Annotated in this window: 14 protein-coding genes and 2 tRNA genes; 14 read left to right on the forward strand and 2 right to left on the reverse strand. The window is 44.0% G+C overall.

Annotated elements, in window-relative coordinates:
• Positions 1-548: 548 nt before the first annotated feature.
• Together LNTAR_RS04015 and LNTAR_RS04020 are read right to left on the reverse strand one after the other, a co-directional pair.
• A complete protein-coding gene (locus tag LNTAR_RS04015) occupies positions 549-2,729 on the reverse strand; it encodes a protein kinase domain-containing protein (RefSeq protein ID WP_007277360.1) in 2,181 nt (726 codons plus the stop codon).
• Positions 2,726-3,310 (reverse strand): RNA polymerase sigma factor, encoded by a 585-nt coding sequence (locus tag LNTAR_RS04020; RefSeq protein WP_007277361.1) that lies wholly within the window; start codon positions 3,308-3,310, stop codon positions 2,726-2,728. Before LNTAR_RS04020 ends, LNTAR_RS04015 begins: the two co-directional genes overlap by 4 nt.
• A gap of 594 nt (positions 3,311-3,904) precedes the next feature.
• Between LNTAR_RS04020 and LNTAR_RS04025 the strand changes: the two genes are divergently transcribed.
• The 14 genes from LNTAR_RS04025 to LNTAR_RS04095 all read left to right on the forward strand — a co-directional run bounded on the left by LNTAR_RS04025 (position 3,905) and on the right by LNTAR_RS04095 (position 19,437).
• Positions 3,905-4,432 (forward strand): sigma-70 family RNA polymerase sigma factor, encoded by a 528-nt coding sequence (locus LNTAR_RS04025; protein ID WP_007277363.1) that lies wholly within the window; start codon positions 3,905-3,907, stop codon positions 4,430-4,432.
• On the forward strand, positions 4,432-5,964 hold the full coding sequence (locus tag LNTAR_RS04030) for a LamG-like jellyroll fold domain-containing protein (RefSeq protein WP_007277364.1): 1,533 nt from the start codon (positions 4,432-4,434) through the stop codon (positions 5,962-5,964). Before LNTAR_RS04025 ends, LNTAR_RS04030 begins: the two co-directional genes overlap by 1 nt.
• Before the next feature lie 72 nt (positions 5,965-6,036).
• Positions 6,037-7,407 (forward strand): arylsulfatase, encoded by a 1,371-nt coding sequence (locus LNTAR_RS04035; protein WP_007277365.1) that lies wholly within the window; start codon positions 6,037-6,039, stop codon positions 7,405-7,407.
• A complete protein-coding gene (locus tag LNTAR_RS04040) occupies positions 7,407-8,825 on the forward strand; it encodes an arylsulfatase (protein WP_007277366.1) in 1,419 nt (472 codons plus the stop codon). Before LNTAR_RS04035 ends, LNTAR_RS04040 begins: the two co-directional genes overlap by 1 nt.
• Before the next feature lie 60 nt (positions 8,826-8,885).
• Entirely contained in the window at positions 8,886-10,367 is a 1,482-nt protein-coding gene (locus tag LNTAR_RS04045; RefSeq protein ID WP_007277367.1) for a sulfatase, read from the forward strand.
• 56 nt (positions 10,368-10,423) lie between these two features.
• Positions 10,424-12,286 carry a sulfatase-like hydrolase/transferase gene (locus LNTAR_RS04050; RefSeq protein ID WP_007277368.1) on the forward strand — a complete coding sequence of 621 codons (1,863 nt, stop codon included), beginning with the start codon at positions 10,424-10,426 and terminating at the stop codon, positions 12,284-12,286.
• Positions 12,283-13,818 (forward strand): sulfatase family protein, encoded by a 1,536-nt coding sequence (locus tag LNTAR_RS04055; RefSeq protein ID WP_007277369.1) that lies wholly within the window; start codon positions 12,283-12,285, stop codon positions 13,816-13,818. The genes LNTAR_RS04050 and LNTAR_RS04055 overlap by 4 nt, the downstream gene beginning before the upstream one ends.
• 133 nt (positions 13,819-13,951) lie before the next feature.
• Complete coding sequence (locus LNTAR_RS04060) at positions 13,952-15,244, forward strand: replication-associated recombination protein A (protein WP_007277370.1); 1,293 nt, start codon at positions 13,952-13,954, stop codon at positions 15,242-15,244.
• A complete protein-coding gene (locus LNTAR_RS25125) occupies positions 15,222-15,767 on the forward strand; it encodes a 5-formyltetrahydrofolate cyclo-ligase (RefSeq protein WP_007277371.1) in 546 nt (181 codons plus the stop codon). Before LNTAR_RS04060 ends, LNTAR_RS25125 begins: the two co-directional genes overlap by 23 nt.
• A 5-nt stretch (positions 15,768-15,772) precedes the next feature.
• Positions 15,773-17,296 carry an Rnase Y domain-containing protein gene (locus LNTAR_RS04070; protein WP_007277372.1) on the forward strand — a complete coding sequence of 508 codons (1,524 nt, stop codon included), beginning with the start codon at positions 15,773-15,775 and terminating at the stop codon, positions 17,294-17,296.
• A 9-nt stretch (positions 17,297-17,305) separates the two neighbouring features.
• Positions 17,306-18,478, forward strand: coding sequence for a bifunctional glutamate N-acetyltransferase/amino-acid acetyltransferase ArgJ (gene argJ / locus LNTAR_RS04075; protein ID WP_007277373.1), 1,173 nt, complete (start codon positions 17,306-17,308; stop codon positions 18,476-18,478).
• Positions 18,450-19,052, forward strand: a complete 603-nt coding sequence (locus tag LNTAR_RS04080; RefSeq protein ID WP_007277374.1) for a DUF2057 family protein — start codon at positions 18,450-18,452, stop codon at positions 19,050-19,052. Before argJ ends, LNTAR_RS04080 begins: the two co-directional genes overlap by 29 nt.
• A gap of 226 nt (positions 19,053-19,278) precedes the next feature.
• Positions 19,279-19,352: transfer RNA gene (locus LNTAR_RS04090), tRNA-Ala, on the forward strand.
• Between the two features lie 8 nt (positions 19,353-19,360).
• Positions 19,361-19,437: transfer RNA gene (locus LNTAR_RS04095), tRNA-Ile, on the forward strand.
• Positions 19,438-19,612: the final 175 nt, after the last annotated feature.

Consider the following 19,612-nt stretch of genomic DNA (forward strand, 5'->3'; position numbering starts at 1 on the left):
CGCACTTCGTGCTGAGAATACGCACTTCGTGCTGAGAATACGCACTTCGTGCTGAGAATACGCGCTTCGCGCTGAGTTGACGCGCTTCGTGCTGAGAATACGCACTTCGTGCTGAGAATACGCACTTCGTGCTGAGTTGACGCGCTTCGCGCTGAGTTGACGCGCTTCGCGCTGAGTTGACGCGCTTCGCGCTGAGTTGACGCGCTTCGCGCTGAGTTGACGCGCTTTGCGCTGAGTTGACGCGCTTCGCGCTGAGTTGACGCGCTTTGCGCTGAGTTGACGCGCTTCGCGCTGAGTTGACGCGCTTCGCGCTGAGTTGACGCGCTTCGCGCTGAGTTGACGCGCTTCGCGCTGAGTTCTATTATTAATGTATAAACTTTATTTTAGCTCAGGAACTCCGTTTCGTTAACTCAGCGCAGCGTCACCTCAGGCTTTGGCCGTCAACTCAGACCTGCGGTCGTTCCCTAAGGAACTCCGTTCCGTAAACTCAGAGGCTCCGCCTCGTCAACTCAGGCTTTAGCCGTCAACTCAGACCTGCGGTCGTCTACTCATTTTGTATAGGTGATTTTGATTTTGCTGGGGATTTGTTGTAGGGATTGCGGGGGGAATTGGTCGTAGTTGACGATGAGTTCTTGGAGGTGGGGCATTTCGTCGAGGGGGCTCAAGTTGGTGACGAGGGTGTTGGAGATGTTGAGTTGGGTGAGTTCTAGGTTTTGAATTTGCTGAAGGTCAAAGAAATCACTCTGGCTGAGGTCGAGGGATTTGAGCTTGAGGTAAGTGAGGAAAGAGAAGAAAATCTTGCTATCGACTCCGCGCGCAAGGTGACTATGAACACCCAAGTTTATGAGGTTGTCACCATGGATTTTGAGGTGTTTCTTGGTTTTGTCAAAATGAAAGTTTTCTGAGTTCCAGCGATGGTTGTGGTGGAGGATCGTTTCACGAACGAAAATGCTATGATCTTCAATGTTTTTTCGGACAGCACCATCGTAGGAAACCATTTTTCCAGAGACGTTCCTAAAGTGGCCATAGGGAACGGTTTTAGCTCGTTTGAAAAATTCAGGGATAGCTTCGGGCCTTAATAGTTCGTTTTTCATTGGCAAATCAAGGCTTAGTTCAACGATTTCTTTGACACCACCAAATTGTGAACTGGCTTGGGAGGCAAGTTGGAATTTTTGCTGAATAAGATAGATATAAGATTTCTGCTGAGTGAAAACTTCTGGGGTGGCTTCTTTGTGAGAATCTTCGGTTTGTTTGATAGTCTTAAGTGCTAAGTTAAGGGATTGAACAGGATAGACGTAAACATCAAAATCAGTTAATTTATAAATGTGGATCATGAAGCGTCGACTGGCGTCTTTTAGGTAGCTATTACGCTGGTTTTTCTCTGCCTCATAAAGACTTATGGCCTTCTCCGCCTTTTCTTTTTGGGCTTCAAAGAGTTTCATGCTCTCGACACTGCGTTCGTTGGCACGTTCGGCTAAGCTGAGGGCTTCTTGACTGCGGGAGCTCTCTCGTTCGGCAATTGCCTGCGCCTCACGACTTTCTTGGCTGGCACGTTCGGCGATTTCGCGAGCCTGGAGTTCACTATAAATGCTCTTGTTGAGGTTTTTGATGAAAAGGCTAGTGCCCGTAATTACAATAAAGATGAAGCAGAAGGCGAGGCTGCAGGTGATTTTGTGGCGTTTGATAAAGAGCTGGAGTTCTTTTGCGGGTCCCGCATTTTCAGCTTTTGTGGAAAAGCCTTTTAAGTACTGGTCGATTTCCTGTTTTAGTTCGTGAACGGATTGATAACGGTCTTTGGGTTCGAGTGAAAGTGCTTTTTCACTGACGGCAATGAGGCTATGGGGGATTTTTGTTTGAGAGCTATTCTGCACTGCTAGGTCGAGGTCACCCTGACGAGTTCGTTCAATCATTTCTTCTTTCGAGCCACTCAATGGGGGTTGGTAGGTGAGTATGCTATGAAGGATTGCACCGAGTGAGTAGATATCGCAGAGGGGGCTTTTGTCGCCGTTTTTCTCGGTTTGCTCGGGGGCCATGAAACCCAAGGTGCCTTTGATTTGACCTGTCAAAGTAATGTCGTTGAGGAAATCGGGATTGAGCATGAGGTCTTCGTAATTATTAAAAACTGTATTGCCAATGACTTTTCCGAGTCCCCAATCGCAGACGAGTACTTCGCCGTAAGTTCCAATTTGAATATTGCCGGGTTTGAGATCGAGGTGAATGACGGATTTTGAATGGGCATAGGCGACCGCATCACAAATCTTTATAAATATATTGAGAAGATCATGAAGGCTAAATTTCTGGACGTATTCACTTTGTTGATTGTGGAGTGATTGGATGATGTCTTTTAATGAATCACCCACTTTAAGCTCCATGGTGAAGTAGGGCTCATCTTTTGAATTGAGGCCAATATCATGGACAGATATGATGTTGGGGTGCTCGAGTAAAGAGGTGAGACGTGCTTCAAGTAAAAAATTCTCATAGATTTCTACCGGGATTTCGTCTCGTAAACGAGCGAGAGCCACATGGCGCCCTGTTTTTTTATCAAAGACTTTGAAGATGTTTTTCATGCCGCCGGTAGCAATGAGGCAGTAGTCGGTGTAGCGCTTTTCGTCCTCAAGTAAGCTATGGAAAAAGGGGTTTTCTTTTAAAACTTCGCTTTCCTCCTCAAAGCTCTCTTCAAAGAGTGAGTGCAGGAGATCGTCTTCGCTAGGCTGTAAATCTGGATTCATTGCTCTAGCTCAGTGCGCAATCTTTTGATTTCACGAACTAAGTATTTTTTGACGCGATTTTTTAGGGTGTAGGCCGACTCGGGGGTGATGTCGAGTTCGGCGCAGATATCCTCAATGCTCTTTCCCTTGAGTGAGAGTTTGAACACATCCATGGCTTTGCCTGTGAAGCGTTGGCTAATATTATCGAGTGCGAGGCGAGAGATATGGAGTTCCCATTCCTTTTGCACCATTTGGTCGAGTTCCGCCTGATTGGGTTCGGCCTGAGGTTCGAGTTCTTTGCGGATTTTATTTTGCTTGAGCTCTTTTTTGATCTGGTTAAGGACAGTGTTGCGAACCAAGATTGAGAGCCAGGTGCGGAATTTGGCGCGCTCTTTATCAACTTCAAAACGGGGCAGGCTGCGCCAAATTTCGAGGAGAACCGCTTGTAGGAAATCTTCCGATAAGCTGGTGCTGGAGTTGATTTTGTAAATCACGACTTTGAGGAATTCACGGTAATAGGAGACAAATTCTTCCCAAGCAACTTGGTCATTGGGGTCTTTGGCCCGCATGAGCAAGGTCTGTCGAGTATTCCATTTGTCCATCGAGAATCCTATAATTAAGTGGAAAGGCTTTAAAATGACCACAAAGCAGGGCGAGTGCAAGACGAGAGATAATTTTTAATTATAATTTTAACGCGCTACGCGCTGAGTTGACGCGCTACGCGCTGAGTTGACGCGCTACGCGCTGAGTTGACGCGCTACGCGCTGAGTTGACGCGCTACGCGCTGAGTTGACGCACTACGCGCTGAGTTGACGCACTACGCGCTGAGTTGACGCACTACGCGCTGAGTTGACGCACTACGCGCTGAGTTGACGCACTACGCGCTGAGTTGACGCACTACGCGCTGAGTTGACGCACTACGCGCTGAGTTGACGCGCTACGCGCTGAGTTTATGGTGAAGTTTAGGATTATTTTGAATTTTAAGCGAAAGGTTTTAGTTTTGGAGGTGAATAGTTATAGATTCGCTACGCTCCAATTATAAATTATGAATGTTAAATTCTTAATGAATCAAGAATCAAGAATCAAGAATCAAGAATCAAGAATCAAGAATCAAGAATCAAGAATCAAGAATCAAGAATCAAGAATTAAAAATTAAAAATTAAAAATTAAAAATTAAATCCCCTGTGAGTCGAGATATGAAAGATCAGTTATTACGTGAAGCATTTAGGCATCATAATGCTTTGATTTCTTATGCTTACAGTATTCTGAGGGATTGGGATTTGGCGGAAGATGCCGTTCAAGAAGCGATGGTGACTGTGAATCAAAAAGCAGATGATTTTGATGCAACGAAAAAAGTTCTGCCTTGGGTTAAGGGCATCGTGCGTTTTAAGTGTTTGCAGATCATACGCTCTAGAAAGAAAGAAGCCTTTTTTAAAGATGAAGACTTACTAGATCTCGTCGAGCAACGTGTGACGCAGTTTATCGATGATCAATTTATTCAGCGCAGGGAGGCGCAGGGACGTGCCTTGAAGCACTGCCTAGCCAAGCTCAATCCGCAGTCACTTGATTTAATTACAGCGAGTTATCGCGATAAGGAGAGTTCTGAATCATTAGCATCGCGTTATAAACGCAGTGTGAATGCCATTTATATAACGTTGACGCGAATTCGTCAGCAATTGCGTAAGTGCACACGCTCCTATGAAAATCTCCCGGAGGCCGAATAATGGATGTGGAGCAATTAGCCGATTTATACTTGAGAGATGAGCTTAGTGAAGAACAGAAAAGTGAGCTTAAGATTCTCCTCGAAAATGATGAAGAGCAAAGCCGTGTTTTCACTGAATACCTCTATGAAACGGGTCAGTTACTCAATGCGGCGGATCAGCTCGCGGAAGTGAGTCCTCAGCTCGATGCCTTGGGTGACATGATGGCTGAGCAAGAGAGTAAGCGTAATTGGTTTCTTCAATTTGGGGCCATGGCGGCGCTACTGATTGCGGCCTTCGCAATTTTTTCTATGATTCAAAAAGCGGAAAATGGTGATCTTGTCGTTGAACAGGAAATAATAGTACTCAATACACCTATTTTGGCTCGGGTGCATTCATCTGAAAATAAAGAGTTTAGTTCGGGTCAGTGGTTAGAGAAAGGGGAGTATGCTTTTAGCGAAAAATTGGCTTTGACTCTAGATTCTGGTGTTGAACTCAATATAGAAACGAGATCGCAGCTCGAATTGATAGGGCCCAATAAAGTACGTGTGATCAAAGGCAAAGTGCATGCCTATGTGCCGCAGGTCGCTATCGGTTTCGTTTTAGAAGTGCCAGGTGGAGAAGTTCTAGACCTAGGAACTGAGTTTAAGGTGGCAGTTGATGAAAAGGGGACTTCTGATATAGAAGTAATGAGCGGCGAAGTTGAAGTTATTTCTTCGGAGACTTCTTATGAACACGTTGCACTGAGTCAAGGACAGAGCACTCGACTCAACAGTGATGGCAGTCCGGCTAATGGACAAACTTTTCAGGTGACGCAATCCTTGCCCAATTTACTTGAACAACGTGACTTAAGTTATGTGCATTGGCCTTTTGATTCGGCGCAGTTGGGCTGGACTCCTACTTCTTCCGGAGGGGATTTTCACGACCGATTTAAGGCGGAACTCAAAGGCAAAGGGGGAGAAGATGGGCCGCAGTTTATTGAAGGTGCCTATGGTTATGCTTTGGATTTCGATGGCGAAAATGATTTTGCTAAGACAGATTTTAAAGGGATATCTGGTTCCCGCCCACGTACGGTTTCCTTTTGGGTGAAAATCCCAGTTGATGCCAAGCAGAAAGAAAACTATTCCTTTGTTTCTTGGGGGAATAGTATGGAAACAGGTCAAAAATGGCAAATTGGCTGGAATGCATTACCTGAGAGTGGGACACTGGGTGCTATTCGAACAGAATTTAAAAATGGATATGTAATAGGTGAAACCGATCTGCGTGATGGGCGTTGGCATCATATTGTCAGTCTTTTTATAGGTGGAGACGATGCAGACGTGGCCACACATGTTCGTCATTATGTAGATGGACGCCTGGAGGCTGTGAGCGGCTTTAAGCGAAAAAAGGTGTCGACCAACGTAGACTCAATTGATTCTAAGCCAGTGACCTTTGGGCGTAAAATGGATGGCAGCAAGTGGTACTTAAGAGCTAAGCTAGACGAACTTTATATCATCGACGCCGCCATTACTCCTGGTCAGGTTCGTCGCTTAATGGATAAAAATTCTCTCTATTAATTTCATTTTTGGTGAAAGAACCCGCAAGTTTCCGTCAATAGCTTTTGACTGAAAAATAAATAAGGGTTTAAAATGAAGTATATTTCTGTATTCGTCTTTCTTATGTTTGCGGCCAATAGCGCTGATAAACCAAATATTATTTTCATCATGTGTGATGATATGGGCTATGGTCAGCTGGGTTCATACGGCCAGAAAATGATCAAAACGCCTCGGCTTGATCAAATGGCCAAAGAAGGACTTCGTTTGACTGATTATTACGCAGGGACAGCAGTTTGTGCCCCCTCGCGCTGTTCATTGATGACAGGTCAACATGTGGGGCACACTTATATTCGAGGGAATAAGGAATACCCCACTGGTCAGGAGCCTATTCCTGCAGAGACAATTACAGTGGCTGAAAAGATGAAAGAAGCTGGTTATGCTACTGCATTGATTGGCAAGTGGGGTTTAGGTTACCCAGGCAGTGAAGGTGAACCAAATAAACAGGGCTTTGATTACTTTTTTGGATATAATGACCAAAAGCATGCTCATAATCATTTTCCGAAATTTCTTCTTAGAAATGAGGAAACCCTTACTCTTAAAAATAATTCCGGCAAAGAGATCGAGTACAGTCAATATATGCTAACAGACGAAGCTAAAGGCTTCATTAAAAAGAATAAAGATAATCCGTTTTTTCTCTACTTGGCTTATGTGATTCCCCACTCAAGGCTTCAAATTCCCGGAGATGATGAATGTTACCTTCAATACAAGGATGAATCCTGGCCTGAGAAACAGAAAAAGCATGCGGGTATGATTAGTCGCCTGGATAAAGATGTGGGATCAATTTTAGATCTGCTGAAAGAAATGAACTTAGCTGAAAATACACTGGTCGTTTTTACCAGTGATAATGGAGCTCATAGAGAAGGTGGAGCTCGACCTGAATTTTTTAATGACAGCGGCCCCCTAAGTGGTATTAAACGCAGTATGTATGAAGGTGGGGTTCGTGTTCCATTTATTGCTCATTGGCCAGGTGTTATTAAACCAGGACAAGTCAGTAATCATATCGGAGCTCACTGGGACTTGATGCCGACAGCCTGTGAGTTGGGTGGAGTTCAGCCACCAGAGGGAATTGATGGGATTAGCTATGTTCCCTTATTGAAAGGAAATATGGAAGAGCAGGAAAAACATGATTATCTGTACTTTGAGCTGCATTGGCCGACTAAGCGTGGCGTGAGAAAGGGCGATTGGGTTGCCTTGCAGTCGAAAACAAGCGCAATAGATCCGAATAAGGACACCATAAAATTATTTAATTTAAAAAATGACCTTGGACAGAAAAAAGATTTAGCGACGCAGTACCCGGAAAAGGTTGAGGAATTTAAAAAAATATTTTTAGAGGCGCATACTCCAGCTCCTTTATTCGAATTCGGTCAAGCTAAGCCTAAACGAAATAAAAAGGGTAAAAAATAATGAAGATATTATTTACGGTATTAACACTCATCTCGATGCCTTTACTGGCTCAAATGAAACCCAACATCATTTATATTTTATGCGATGATCTCGGTTATGGTGAGGTTGGTTATAATGGTCAGAAAATGATTCAGACTCCCGAGCTGGATAAACTCGCTTCCAAAGGCATGCGCTTTACGGATCATTATTGTGGGAACGCAGTTTGCGCACCATCGCGAGCTTCCCTAATTACAGGGAAACATCCTGGGCACGCTTTTATTCGTGCAAATAGTCCTGGTTACCCCGATGGGCAAACACCCATTCCAGCTGATTCAGAAACGCTAGGTAAGCTCATGAAGCGTGCGGGTTACGCAACGGCTTGTATCGGTAAATGGGGACTAGGTGGTTTTCACAATGCGGGCAATCCCCATAAGCAGGGTTTTGATCATTTTTACGGTTATACAGATCAGCGTAAGGCGCACAATTATTATCCTGAATACCTTTGGCGTAACGGCGAAAAAGAAATGCTCAATAATAAGAATGGCGAAGAAAATGATTACAGTCACGACCTGATGACAGTGGATGCATTGAAGTATATTGAAGAGAAGAAAGACCAGCCTTTTTTCCTTTACCTCGCTTACCTCATTCCCCACGTGAAATATCAGGTGCCAGATTTGGCGCAGTACAAAGACAAAGATTGGCCCAAAGAAATGAAAATTCACGCCGCGATGACTTCGCGTATGGATCGCGATATTGGCACAATTGCACGTCGTTTAGAAGAACTGGGCATTGCCGACAATACCTTAATCATGTTTAACAGTGATAATGGGGCTCATGGTAAATCGAATTCTGAGAAGTTTTTTAATACCTCAGGTGATCTAAAGGGTTTAAAAAGAAGTATGTATGATGGAGGGGTGCGTTCACCTATGATCGCTTATTGGCCAGGTACCATTCAGGCGGGAAGTGTGAGTGATCATATCTCGGCGTTTTGGGATATGATGCCAACCTTTTCGGAGCTCACCGGTGAGCCTTTTAAAGGAGAGACAGATGGGATTTCCATGTTGCCAACATTATTGGGAAAAGATTCTGAACAGAAGCAGCATAAATACCTTTACTGGGAGCTTTATGAGAGTAATAAGCCGAATTGTGCGATTCGCTTTGGGAAATGGAAGGGCGTTGTGCTCGATAGACGCAAAGGGCTCAATATAGAGCTCTATGATATGAGTGGAGATCAAAGCGAGTCAAAAAATCTAGCTGCACAATACCCTGAAGTTGTGGATGAAATCCGCAAAATGATGGTCGAAGCCCACGTCAAAAGTCCCTATTGGGATAAAGACTTTAAACCACTTTATAATGCCAAAGCAGCATGTGAAGATACTGGTGTTAAACCCATGCCTAGACAAAAATCTAAAAAGAAAAAAAGTTCAAAGAAAAAGTAATTCTGCTGTTAAGATCGAGATTTGATAAATGAGTAAAATTTATAACTTTAGGAAAAAAATATGATTATAAAAATTCAATGTGCTCTTGTGTTCTTCTTGGCGCTAGCTGGTTTCGCAGCAGAGAAGCCCCACATTATTCTCATCAACATAGATGATCTCGGTTGGACTGACCTCAGCTATCAGGGGAGTAAATATTATGAGAGTCCAAATATTGATGCCCTTGCTAAGAGCGGGATGATTTTTGATCAGGGTTATGCCGCCGCAGCCAATTGTGCTCCTAGTCGTGCTTCTTTGATTAGTGGCCAGCAGAGCCCACGTACAGAAGTTTATACTGTGGGTAATCCTGCCCGAGGAGCTTCTAACAAGCGTAAATTAATTCCGAGTCCTAATATTGACTTTGTCGATGCGGATAACTTTACCATCGCAGATGCCATGAACAGTGCGGGCTATCTCACCGCTACACTCGGTAAGTACCATGTGGCCAAGGATCCTTTGACTCACGGTTGGAAGATTAATGTCGGTGGTCGCGAGTTCGGAGGCCCCTATAATGGCGGTTATCATAGTCCTTATGAATACCCTAATTTAAAAGAGACAGAGAAGGGGCGTTACCTTTGTGATCATTTAACTGATGAGGCGATTGGGATTTTTAAAGAACATGGCGCTCAGCAGCCGATCTTTATGTATTTTCCTTATTACACGATTCATGCACCGATTCAGGGGCACCCCAAGTTTGAGCCTAAATATAAGGCTAAAGCAAAAACTAAGGGCCATTTTAATCCTAAATATGCGGCAATGATTGAAGCTCTGGACCATAATGTTGGGCGCTTGGTCGCAGCTTTGGAAGAACAAGGTTTACGTGAGAAAACTTTGATTATGTTTACCTCTGATAATGGGGGGCACATGAAGTTCAGCCGCCAGGAGCCTCTTCGAGCTGGTAAGGGGAGTTACTATGAGGGCGGGATTCGCGTACCATTTTTTGCTTCATGGCCGGGTGTGATTGAAGCAGGAAGTCGCAGTCAGGTTCCTGTCACTGGTTTAGATTTCTATCCTACTGTCTGTGAGTTGGCTGGTGTCGAGCTGCCTGATGATAAGGTCGTCGATGGCAAGAGTTTTTTACCGCTGCTTAAGAGTGAAGTTGATGAGGATTTGAAGAACCGAGCACTTTATTGGCACTTTCCTATTTATCTCCAGGCCTACCTGAAGCCAAACGAGAAACCCGAGAGCCGCGACCCACTTTTCCGAACTCGTCCGGGCTCGGTTATTCGACACGGCAAGTGGAAATTGCATCACTACTTTGAGGATGATGGTGTGGAACTGTACGATATTAACAGTGATCGATCTGAAAAAAATGACTTGAGTTCTGAGTACCCTGAGGTAGTTAGCAAACTTCGCAATAAACTAGATTCTTGGAGAAATGGAATCGGAGCTTTTATTCCCACTGAATTAAATCCAGATTTTGGGAAACAGCAGTCAGACTCAAAGCCTAAGAAGATTAAAAAGAATAAGAAGAAAAAAAGTTCTGTAAAGAAAACGACGATTTAGCAGTCACTTCAAAAGATTTTTAGTGTTGTTTAATAAAAACTATTTAAAGGAAATTTATGCATAAGTTACTATTATTATTTTTTGCGCTGCTAGGCGTGCAGACCTGGGGCTCAGATAGACCCAACATTCTTTGGCTTACGAGTGAAGATAATAACGTGACTCATATAGGCTGCTATGGTAATGAACATGCGGTGACGCCTAATATTGATAAATTGGCTTCCGAAGGTTTTCGCTACACTCATTGTTATTCAAATACGGCGGTTTGTTCGGCAACTCGTACTTCTTGGATTACGGGTATGAATGCGGTTTCTATGGCGGGGCACAATCATCGTAGCAGCGTCAGTGTACCTGAAGACAAAGTTATTTTTTACCCGCAGATGCTTCGCAAAGCGGGTTACTACGCGGTGAATACGGGCAAGACAGATTATAATACCCGGAAAGATCCACGTTTAAGAACCATGTGGAGTACGAGCAAGTTAAATTGGAAAAGTTTGAAAGAAAATCAGCCCTTTTTTCAAGTGATTAATCATGTAGATTCTCACGAGAGTCGTGCTATGGGGAAAGACTATAACTATCCTCAGGACAAGGTGAAAATCCCTCCTTATCATCCCGACACCAAAGAAGTGCGTGCCAATTATGGCCACTATTACAAAAATGTCACCAAGATGGACGCTGCGATTGGCAAAGCTTTAGCTGAACTCGAAAAGCAGGGCTTAGCGGAAAACACAATTGTTATCTACAATTCAGATCATGGTGGGCCACTTCCCCGCGGCAAACGCTACATGTATAATTCTGGAACGCATTGCCCCATGATCATACGCATCCCCGAGAAATATAAAGACCTTTGGCCTGCAAATAAGCCAGGGTCCACAGTGGATCGTTTAGTGAGTTTCATTGACATGCCAAGCACTTGGCTCTCTTTGGCGGGGGCTAAAATTCCAAGCAACTATCAAGGAGAAATCTTCTTAGGAAAAAATCAAAGCAAAGAACCCGAGTTTGTTTTTCACTTTCGTGGCCGCAATGATGGAAAAATAGAGAATGCACGAGCTATTCGCGACAAACAATTTCTTTATGTTCGCAATTACATCCCTTATGTAGCTCGTGGTCAGCATCTGCCATACCAATGGAAAATCCCCATGCAACGCGATTGGGAGAATGATTTCAAAAATGGTACACTCGATGCAGATCAAAGCCGTTTCTTTAAGCTTAAGCCTAAGGATGAGCTCTATGATGTGAGTAAAGATTCTTTTTGTTTGAATAACCTCGCCCAAAGTCCTGAATATAAGCAAGTCGTCGAAACAATGAAGAAGAAGTTGGACACTCGCCAACGTCAATACACTGATGCCGGACTTATTTCTGAATCAGAACTTAATCAACGTGCGGCTCAAAATGCCATTACGCCTTACGAAGTGATTCATAATCAAGAGCTCTACGATCTCGATGCTTATATGCAGGCTGCGGCGATCGCTCTAGAACAGAAAACGGAGTATTACTCGCAGCTTCAAGGCTTACTCAAGAGTAAAGATAGCGGCGTTCGCCACTGGGCCGTATGCGGTTTGTTCATGTTGAAAGATAAAGTTGATGTTCTTTCCGATGTAGAGCCTTTGCTCACAGATTCGAGTGACACGGTTCGAGCTATGGCTGCCTGGGTAGTGATAGAAATTAATCAGGCTCCTGCAGCATATAAGGTTTTTGAGGACTTACTGCAGTCAAATACTTATGCGGAATTAGAAGTTTTAAATTATATTGATTGGATGGGTAAAGAAAATAATACTGCCCTTATCCCCTTTGTGAGAAAATATAAAATTAAGGACTCCAAATTGAAACCCTTTCACGATTATCTGGTGAAGGGGATGTCAGCTCTAGGTCCAAAACAAAAGATCAAAAAACAAAAAAAGAACAAAGGTAAGAAATCATGAATTTATTCAGATCTACGGGAGTCCTACTCCTTTCGCTCTGCGCGAGTTTAACGGCGGCGGAAAAGCCGAATATCGTTTTTATCTATGGCGATGACGTCGGTTTTGGTGATGTGGGCGTTTATGGTTCAGAAAAGATCCCAACGCCGCATATCGATAAGCTCGCCAAGGGCGGGATCCAATTCACCGACGGTCACTGTTCAGCTGCGACCTGTTCGCCGTCGCGTTTTGCCATGCTTACAGGTGTTCACGCCTTTCGCCATGGAGTGAATATCCTTCCTCCGAATGCACCGCTTAGTATTCCAACAGATATCCCTACGCTTCCCAAAATGCTCCGTGAAAATGGTTATGTAACGGGTGTCGTGGGTAAATGGCATTTAGGTATTGGTGCTAAGGGTGTTGAAACTGACTGGAATGGCGATGTGAAGCCTGGTCCTTTAGAGATTGGTTTTGATCAAATGTTTTTATTGCCATCAACAAATGATCGTGTTCCCTGTGTTTACTTAGATGGCCATCGCGTTTACAACTATGATCCTAATGATCCTATTTATGTTGGTAGAACTTTGGAATCAGTCAACAAGCCAGGGTCAACTCAATATGGTGATGCAAGAAAGAATCCTGAATTGATGACCTACTACCCCAGTACACATGGCCATAATAATTCTGTGATCAATGGTATTGGTCGTATCGGTTTTATGTCGGGCGGTGAAAAAGCTCTGTGGAATGACGAAACAATGGCCGATGTCTTTGTGGAAAAAGCTTCTGAATTCATCAAAGAAAAAGCTAAGGGCGATAAGCCTTTTTTCCTTTACTTTGCCTCGCAAGATATTCATGTGCCTCGTGCACCGCACCCACGTTTTCAAGGTGCAACCAAATTAGGTAAGCGCGGTGATGCCATGGTTCAATTCGATTGGTGCACTGGCGCGCTCATGAAAGCGCTTGATGAAGCGGGTGTGGCTGATAATACCATCGTCTTCTTCTCAAGTGACAATGGACCAGTTTATGATGATGGTTATGCCGATGGTTCAGTGACAAAAACGTCCTCAAAAGAAACGGATCATGGTCATGACGGTTCCGGTATCTACCGCGGTGGCAAGTATCAGATCTACGAAGGTGGAACACGTGTGCCTTTCATTATCAGCTGGCCGGCAAAAATTAAGCCAGCTGTTTCTGATGCGATGGTGAACCAAGTGGATCTCTACACTTCATTTGCAAAATTAGTTGGTCATGACCTACGCAAAGAAGAAGCGATTGATAGTCGCGATACGCTCGCAGCTTTCCTTGGTGAAGAATCACAGGGCTTGGATTACATGTTCAATGAGGCAAGAAAAACGGATCATGCCGTTCGCCAGGGTAAATGGAAGTTTATCTCTAAAGGTGGTAAGAAAAAGAAAAAATCTAACGACGAACTTTATGACCTAGAGGCCGACCCAAGTGAGCAAAAGAATGTCGTTAAAGAATTTCCTGAAGTTGCGGGAGATATGAAAAAGCTTCTCGAGCAAGTTCGCAAGTCATCTGGATTGCGTTTCGACTAAGAAACTTTCATCTTCTTTTCTAAAAGCCTTTGCGATTTCCGCAAAGGCTTTTTTCTTGGTTAGATGAATTTCTTACTTTCGTTAAAGCTACGCGATTCTGAAACCTGAAACCTGAAACCTGAAACCTGCATTTATGTCCTTATTTGATCATCCACGTGTCGAGCCTCTTGCGGCGACTTTGCGTCCTGAGGGCTTTGGCGACTTCTTTGGCCAAGGACATCTAACGGCAGAAGGCTCACTTTTGAGACGATCGATTGAGAATGATTGTTTTAGTTCGATCATTTTTACTGGGCCTCCAGGCACGGGTAAGACCAGTTTAGCTTCGATTATTTCCAAGCATACTGAAGCCGATTTTATTGCGCTCTCCGCAATTGATAGCTCGGTTAGCGAAGTTCGCAAAGCGGTGAAAGCTGCGGATGAGGCGCGCAAATTTAGCGGGCGCAAGACGGTTCTCTTTGTTGACGAGATTCATCGTTTTAATAAAGCTCAACAGGATTCCTTGCTCAAGGATATCGAAAATGGCACGGTGCGTTTTATCGGTGCCACTACCCATAATCCGGGTTTTTATTTAACTCCTGCACTCTGCTCGCGTTCATTGATTTTCACTCTCAAGCCTTTGGAAGCCTCGGCAGTCAAATCTTTGTTAGAAGCAAAAATGACCAAAATCATGAAGGCTCTTGAAGCTGAGCTTCAATTTGATGAGGAAGGCTTGAAGTTTTTGAGTGAAAACTGTGAAGGCGATGCACGACGTGCCCTCACCGTGATTGAACTCGCAGTGAAAACAGCTCAGTCGGATAAGATTGGCCTCGAAGAATTGCGGGAATGCCTCCAAGTGAAGTCCTATAAATATGATGCGGATGCGCACTACAATGCAGCCAGTGCTTTTATCAAGAGTATGCGCGGCAGTGATCCCGATGCAGCAGTGTATTGGTTGGCGTACATGCTTGAAGCCGGGGAAGATATTCGCTTTATTGCACGCAGAATTATGATTTTTGCCTCTGAGGATGTGGGCAATGCCGATCCACGAGCCCTACAGTTGGCGGTGTCGGCATCTCAGGCAGTGGATATCGTGGGCATGCCCGAGGCGCGAATTATTTTATCTCAAGCAGTGACTTATTGTGCGACAGCGCCCAAGAGTAACGCGGCTTACAAAGCGGTGAATTTAGCTCTTGAAGATGTGAAAAATCAACGATCACAAGTCATTCCGATGCATTTGCGGGATCCGCGAAGTTCTGGTTATAACCCGGAAGAAGGTGATTATGTTTACCCGCATAACTCTAAAGAAGCCTATGTGAAACAGGAATATATCGGGGTAGAAAGCAAGTATTACCAGCCTGTTGAGCGGGGCTACGAAACAAAAATTAAAGAGCGCATGGATTATTGGCAGAGCCTGCGAGGTGAAGATGACCGAGAAGAGAGCTCTTAGAAAATTGATTCGGCAGCAAATTGCTGAAGGACTTTGGGAGAATGAAGATCTCTCCAATATTCCGCAACACTTGCAAGATTTTGCGGACTTTGCAAGCAAATCAGTGGCTTTGTATCAGGCGGATCCCCAAGAAATTTCATTAATAGACTTTTTTGTTGAGAGCCAAATTTTACTACCTCGTTTCAGTCCTGAATCAAAACTTTACGACTTTTCCCTGTGGTCAGGTGAGCTCAATGAGCTCCAAAAAGGTCCTTACGATATTCTTGAACCTAAGCTTTGTCGTGAGCTTCCTGCCATTGATTTTTGTTTCATCCCAGCTCTAGCTTTTGACCGTAGAGGAAATCGCCTTGGAAGAGGTGGAGGATTTTACGATCGCTTATTGGCAAAATATTCCATCGGCGTTAAAGTCGGAGTGTGTTATGATTTTCAATTGATAGGAGAAGTGCCAAAAGAAGATCATGACTTTACAATGGATTTTATTTTAAGTCCCTCGGGACTGCTTAAATGTGATAGGAAAAATTAATTCGAATGAATGATTATATATATTTAATAACGGGTCTAGTGATCGGTTTTATCATAGGGAGCTTGCTGATTAAAAGTAAGTTTCGCAAGTTAGAGAAAGACCAAGAGGGTCTACTCGCGGAAGCTAAGTTGCAGGCGGCTGAACTCAAGTCACAAGCAATCAAAGAAGCTGACGAAGAAATTAAAGATTTAAAAGCACAAGCTAAGAGCGCTTTTGACGAAACGCTCAAGAAGCAAGACCTCGAGCGTGAAGGTCTTCAAGCGGAGCGGGCTAAGCTAGAGAACCTGCTCGAGTCCACTCAGGATCGCCTCGATCAACTCGAAGAAAAACAGCAGGAAGTGAATGAAAAAAGCTTAAGTCTTGCTCACCAAGATGAAGGTTTAGCTCTGCGTGAAGCCGAGCTCGCCTCGCTCACAATTGAAGAAGCCAAGGAGCAGATCATTCAGAAGGCTGAAGATCAATCCAAAGCTCAATGTGCTCGCATCTACAAGCAGGCGCTCAAGGAAATGAAGAGCCAAGCATCAGAAGATGCCCGCGATATTTTGTTATCAGCCATGCAACGCTATTCAGCCGAATGCGCGAGCGATCGTACGACGACAACAGTTTATTTGCCGAGCGATGAAATTAAAGGTCGCATTATTGGTCGCGATGGTCGCAATATTCGTACTTTAGAATCATTGACTGGCGCCAATATTATTATTGACGATACTCCAGAAACAGTGGTGATTTCTTGCTTTAATTCCTATCGTAGAGAGATGGCGCGCATTGCCCTTGAGCAGCTCATTGATGATGGACGTATTCACCCCAACAGAATTCACGAAGTTATTAGCTCAGTGACAGAGCAAATGGATCGCGACTTAGAGCGTTCGGCAACTTATCTCTGTGAAGAACTTAACGTGGGCGTGGTCAGTACAAATATTTACCGCCAACTCGGGATGTTGAAATACCGCTTTAATGCCTTCCAGAACCTTATGCAATTTTCTCGTGAAGTTTCGAGCCTCATGGGGACCATTGCCGCGGAAATTGGCTTGGATGTGCGCCAGGCAAAACGCTTAGGTCTTCTGCATGCGATTGGTCAGAGTTTTGATGAGTCAGCAGAAAATAATTCGGCTCAAATGGGGGCCGACTTCTTGAGAAGAGAAGGTGAAGATGAAGAGCTTTGCGTAGCAATTGAAAACTATAAAGATACTTACACCCTTTCAAATGGTATGGACCGCTTATTGCATGTGGCCGTACAGCTGAGCAAGAACCGTCCAGGAACGGCCGATGAAGCCATGGATTCCTACGTTCATCGCCTGCACCAAATCGAGTTCATGATGAAAAACATGGACGAAGTTTCTGAATGTGTGGTCATGCAAGCGGGACGTGAAGTGCTCGTTTCCATCAAGCCAGAAAAAGTTAAAGACAATGATATGCCCATGTTGGCCCAAGAAATTGCTGAAAAAATTGAACAAGAAATGACTTTGCCAGGGGCTGTTCAACTCATTTTATCTAGAGATTTACGAGTTGAAGCTACTGCGCAACCTTAAGAGGTAACTATGTATAAATTTGACGAAACTCCAGTGATGCCCAAGGGCTTTAGCTGTGCGAGTCGTAATTGCGGTATTAAGGAAGAGGGCGATGACCTTGCACTCTTTTATTCCGAAAAAACTGCCGAGGCTGCCGCCGTGTTTACACGCAACCTTGTACCAGGAGCGCCAGTTATTGCGGGGCGCGAAATTATTAAAAAATCTAAGCTTCAAGCCGTGGTGGTCAATTCACGTGTCTCAAATGTGGGGACGGGTGACGAGGGTGTGAAACGTGCTTATCGCATGTCTGCGGCCGCCGCAAAAGAATTGAACTGCAATGAAGATGAAGTAATCATGTCTTCAACAGGCGTGATTGCCGTGCCACTTCCCGTTGAGAAAATTGAGTCAGGTCTCGTGGGGATGAAGGCGGATCTCTGTTCGGATCCACTTATTGGTGCCAGCGGAATTATGACGACGGATACTTATGCTAAGGCGATTTCGATTTCCTGTGACGATTATACTTTGACTATTGTCGGCAAGGGCTCGGGCATGATTGAACCCAATATGGCGACCATGCTCGTTTATGTTTTTACCGATGCTGCGGTCTCCGCAAAAGATCTTGACACGGTACTTCGTGTTGGGGTTAATAAGTCCTTTAATATGCTCTCCGTTGATACGGATACCTCCACTTCCGACACAGTGATTGCCATGGCTAATGGGCTCTCGGAAAAAGAAGTTGACCTCGATGAGTTTCAGCAACGTTTCTCAGCGGCGTGCATTCGCATGACCGAGATGTTGGCGCGCGATGGTGAAGGGGCAACGAAATTATTAAAGATCCTTGTTGAAGAAGCCATCGATGAAAAGCAAGCCAAAATCTATGCTCGTGCGATGGTGAATTCTCCTTTGATCAAAACTATGGCTCATGGTTGTGACCCCAATATTGGTCGTATGCTCATGGCCTTAGGCAAATGTTTTGATAATGATTTAGACGTGGCAAAACTCGAACTCATTGTCAATGGAGTGACTGTTTTTGCGGATAGCGTCAAAACAAATTTTGATGAGAAAGCCCTGCGTCAGTCAATCGATTCTGACGAAGTCGTCTTTCAAGTCAAACTCGGCCTAGGTAGTGGAGAAGCCACTGCTTATGGATGTGATTTAACTCATGGATATGTGGATGAAAATGCAGCTTACTATTCTTCGTAATATTTTATTAAGCCTGCTGGTTGGCTTTTTATTCTCTTGTGCGAGTCAAAAAGAGATTGATGTTTCTGGTAGCCCTTTTGGTCGAGCACCAACGGCAAAACTCATTGTGCCCGCCCATTTTTTGGTGAAGTCAGTTAATAAAGAACGTATACAAATGCCTTTTTTAGCCAATGGCAACGTGACTTTGTTGATAGCTGAGGGCGATAATGAAATCGAGGTGATCTTTGAATATATTTATGAAGTGATGAATCAAGATGATTATACTCGTGTAACTTCTGAAAGCTTTTATGCGCTTATATCAGATGTGAAAGAAGGTGAAGTTTACACTTTCGATTTGGAGCTACCCGATAATCGCGAGAAAGCTAAGCAACGCTTAGAGGATAAAAGCAGCTTGGGCAATATTATTCGTAAGTCAGATAATAATACTTACCCATTGACTTCGGAAGAGCACAACCGCAAATCAATTCGCGATTACATGCGCGAAAATGACCCTTACGTGCAGTTGACTCATTGGTGGGAGAAGGCGAGTGCTGAACAAAAAGCTCGCTTTAAAAAAGAAGTCATGGAAAAATAAACTTCCCGACTCGCCTAAGAATTTAAGTGCTATTGAGCTGAAATAAGCTCAATAGCATTTTTTTTATTCTCAATGTCTAGAAAAATGAGAAAAAAAGCTAAAAAGTGATTTGCGCAATTTAGCTCTCGTTGTATTATCAAACCCGTCGCCGAAAGTGTGCGACAAAACAAGTTCATTGAAGCCGATTTTTTAAGTGAGCAATTACTTAAAGAAAAAGCGTTAATAAGGGGCCTTAGCTCAGCTGGCTAGAGCGCCGCCCTTGCAAGGCGGAGGTCATGGATTCGAATTCCATAGGCTCCACTTATGATACGCGCATAGCTCAGTTGGTTAGAGCGCATCGCTGATAACGATGAGGTCCCAGGTTCAAATCCTGGTGCGCGTACCAGAATTTAAGCATTCCCGAAAGTGGGAAAGAGCTTTAGATCTTTGAAAGGAAGAAAACAATAGAATGAAAGAGTCAAAGTATAATTGAGGTCTTTTAACTTTTATAAGTTAAAGGAACCAACCAAAAAACAATTTATACCAAGATCGCAAACCAAAAGAATACAAGACAAAGAAAG

Source organism: Lentisphaera araneosa HTCC2155 (genome assembly GCF_000170755.1).
Taxonomy (GTDB): Bacteria; Verrucomicrobiota; Lentisphaeria; order Lentisphaerales; family Lentisphaeraceae; genus Lentisphaera; species Lentisphaera araneosa.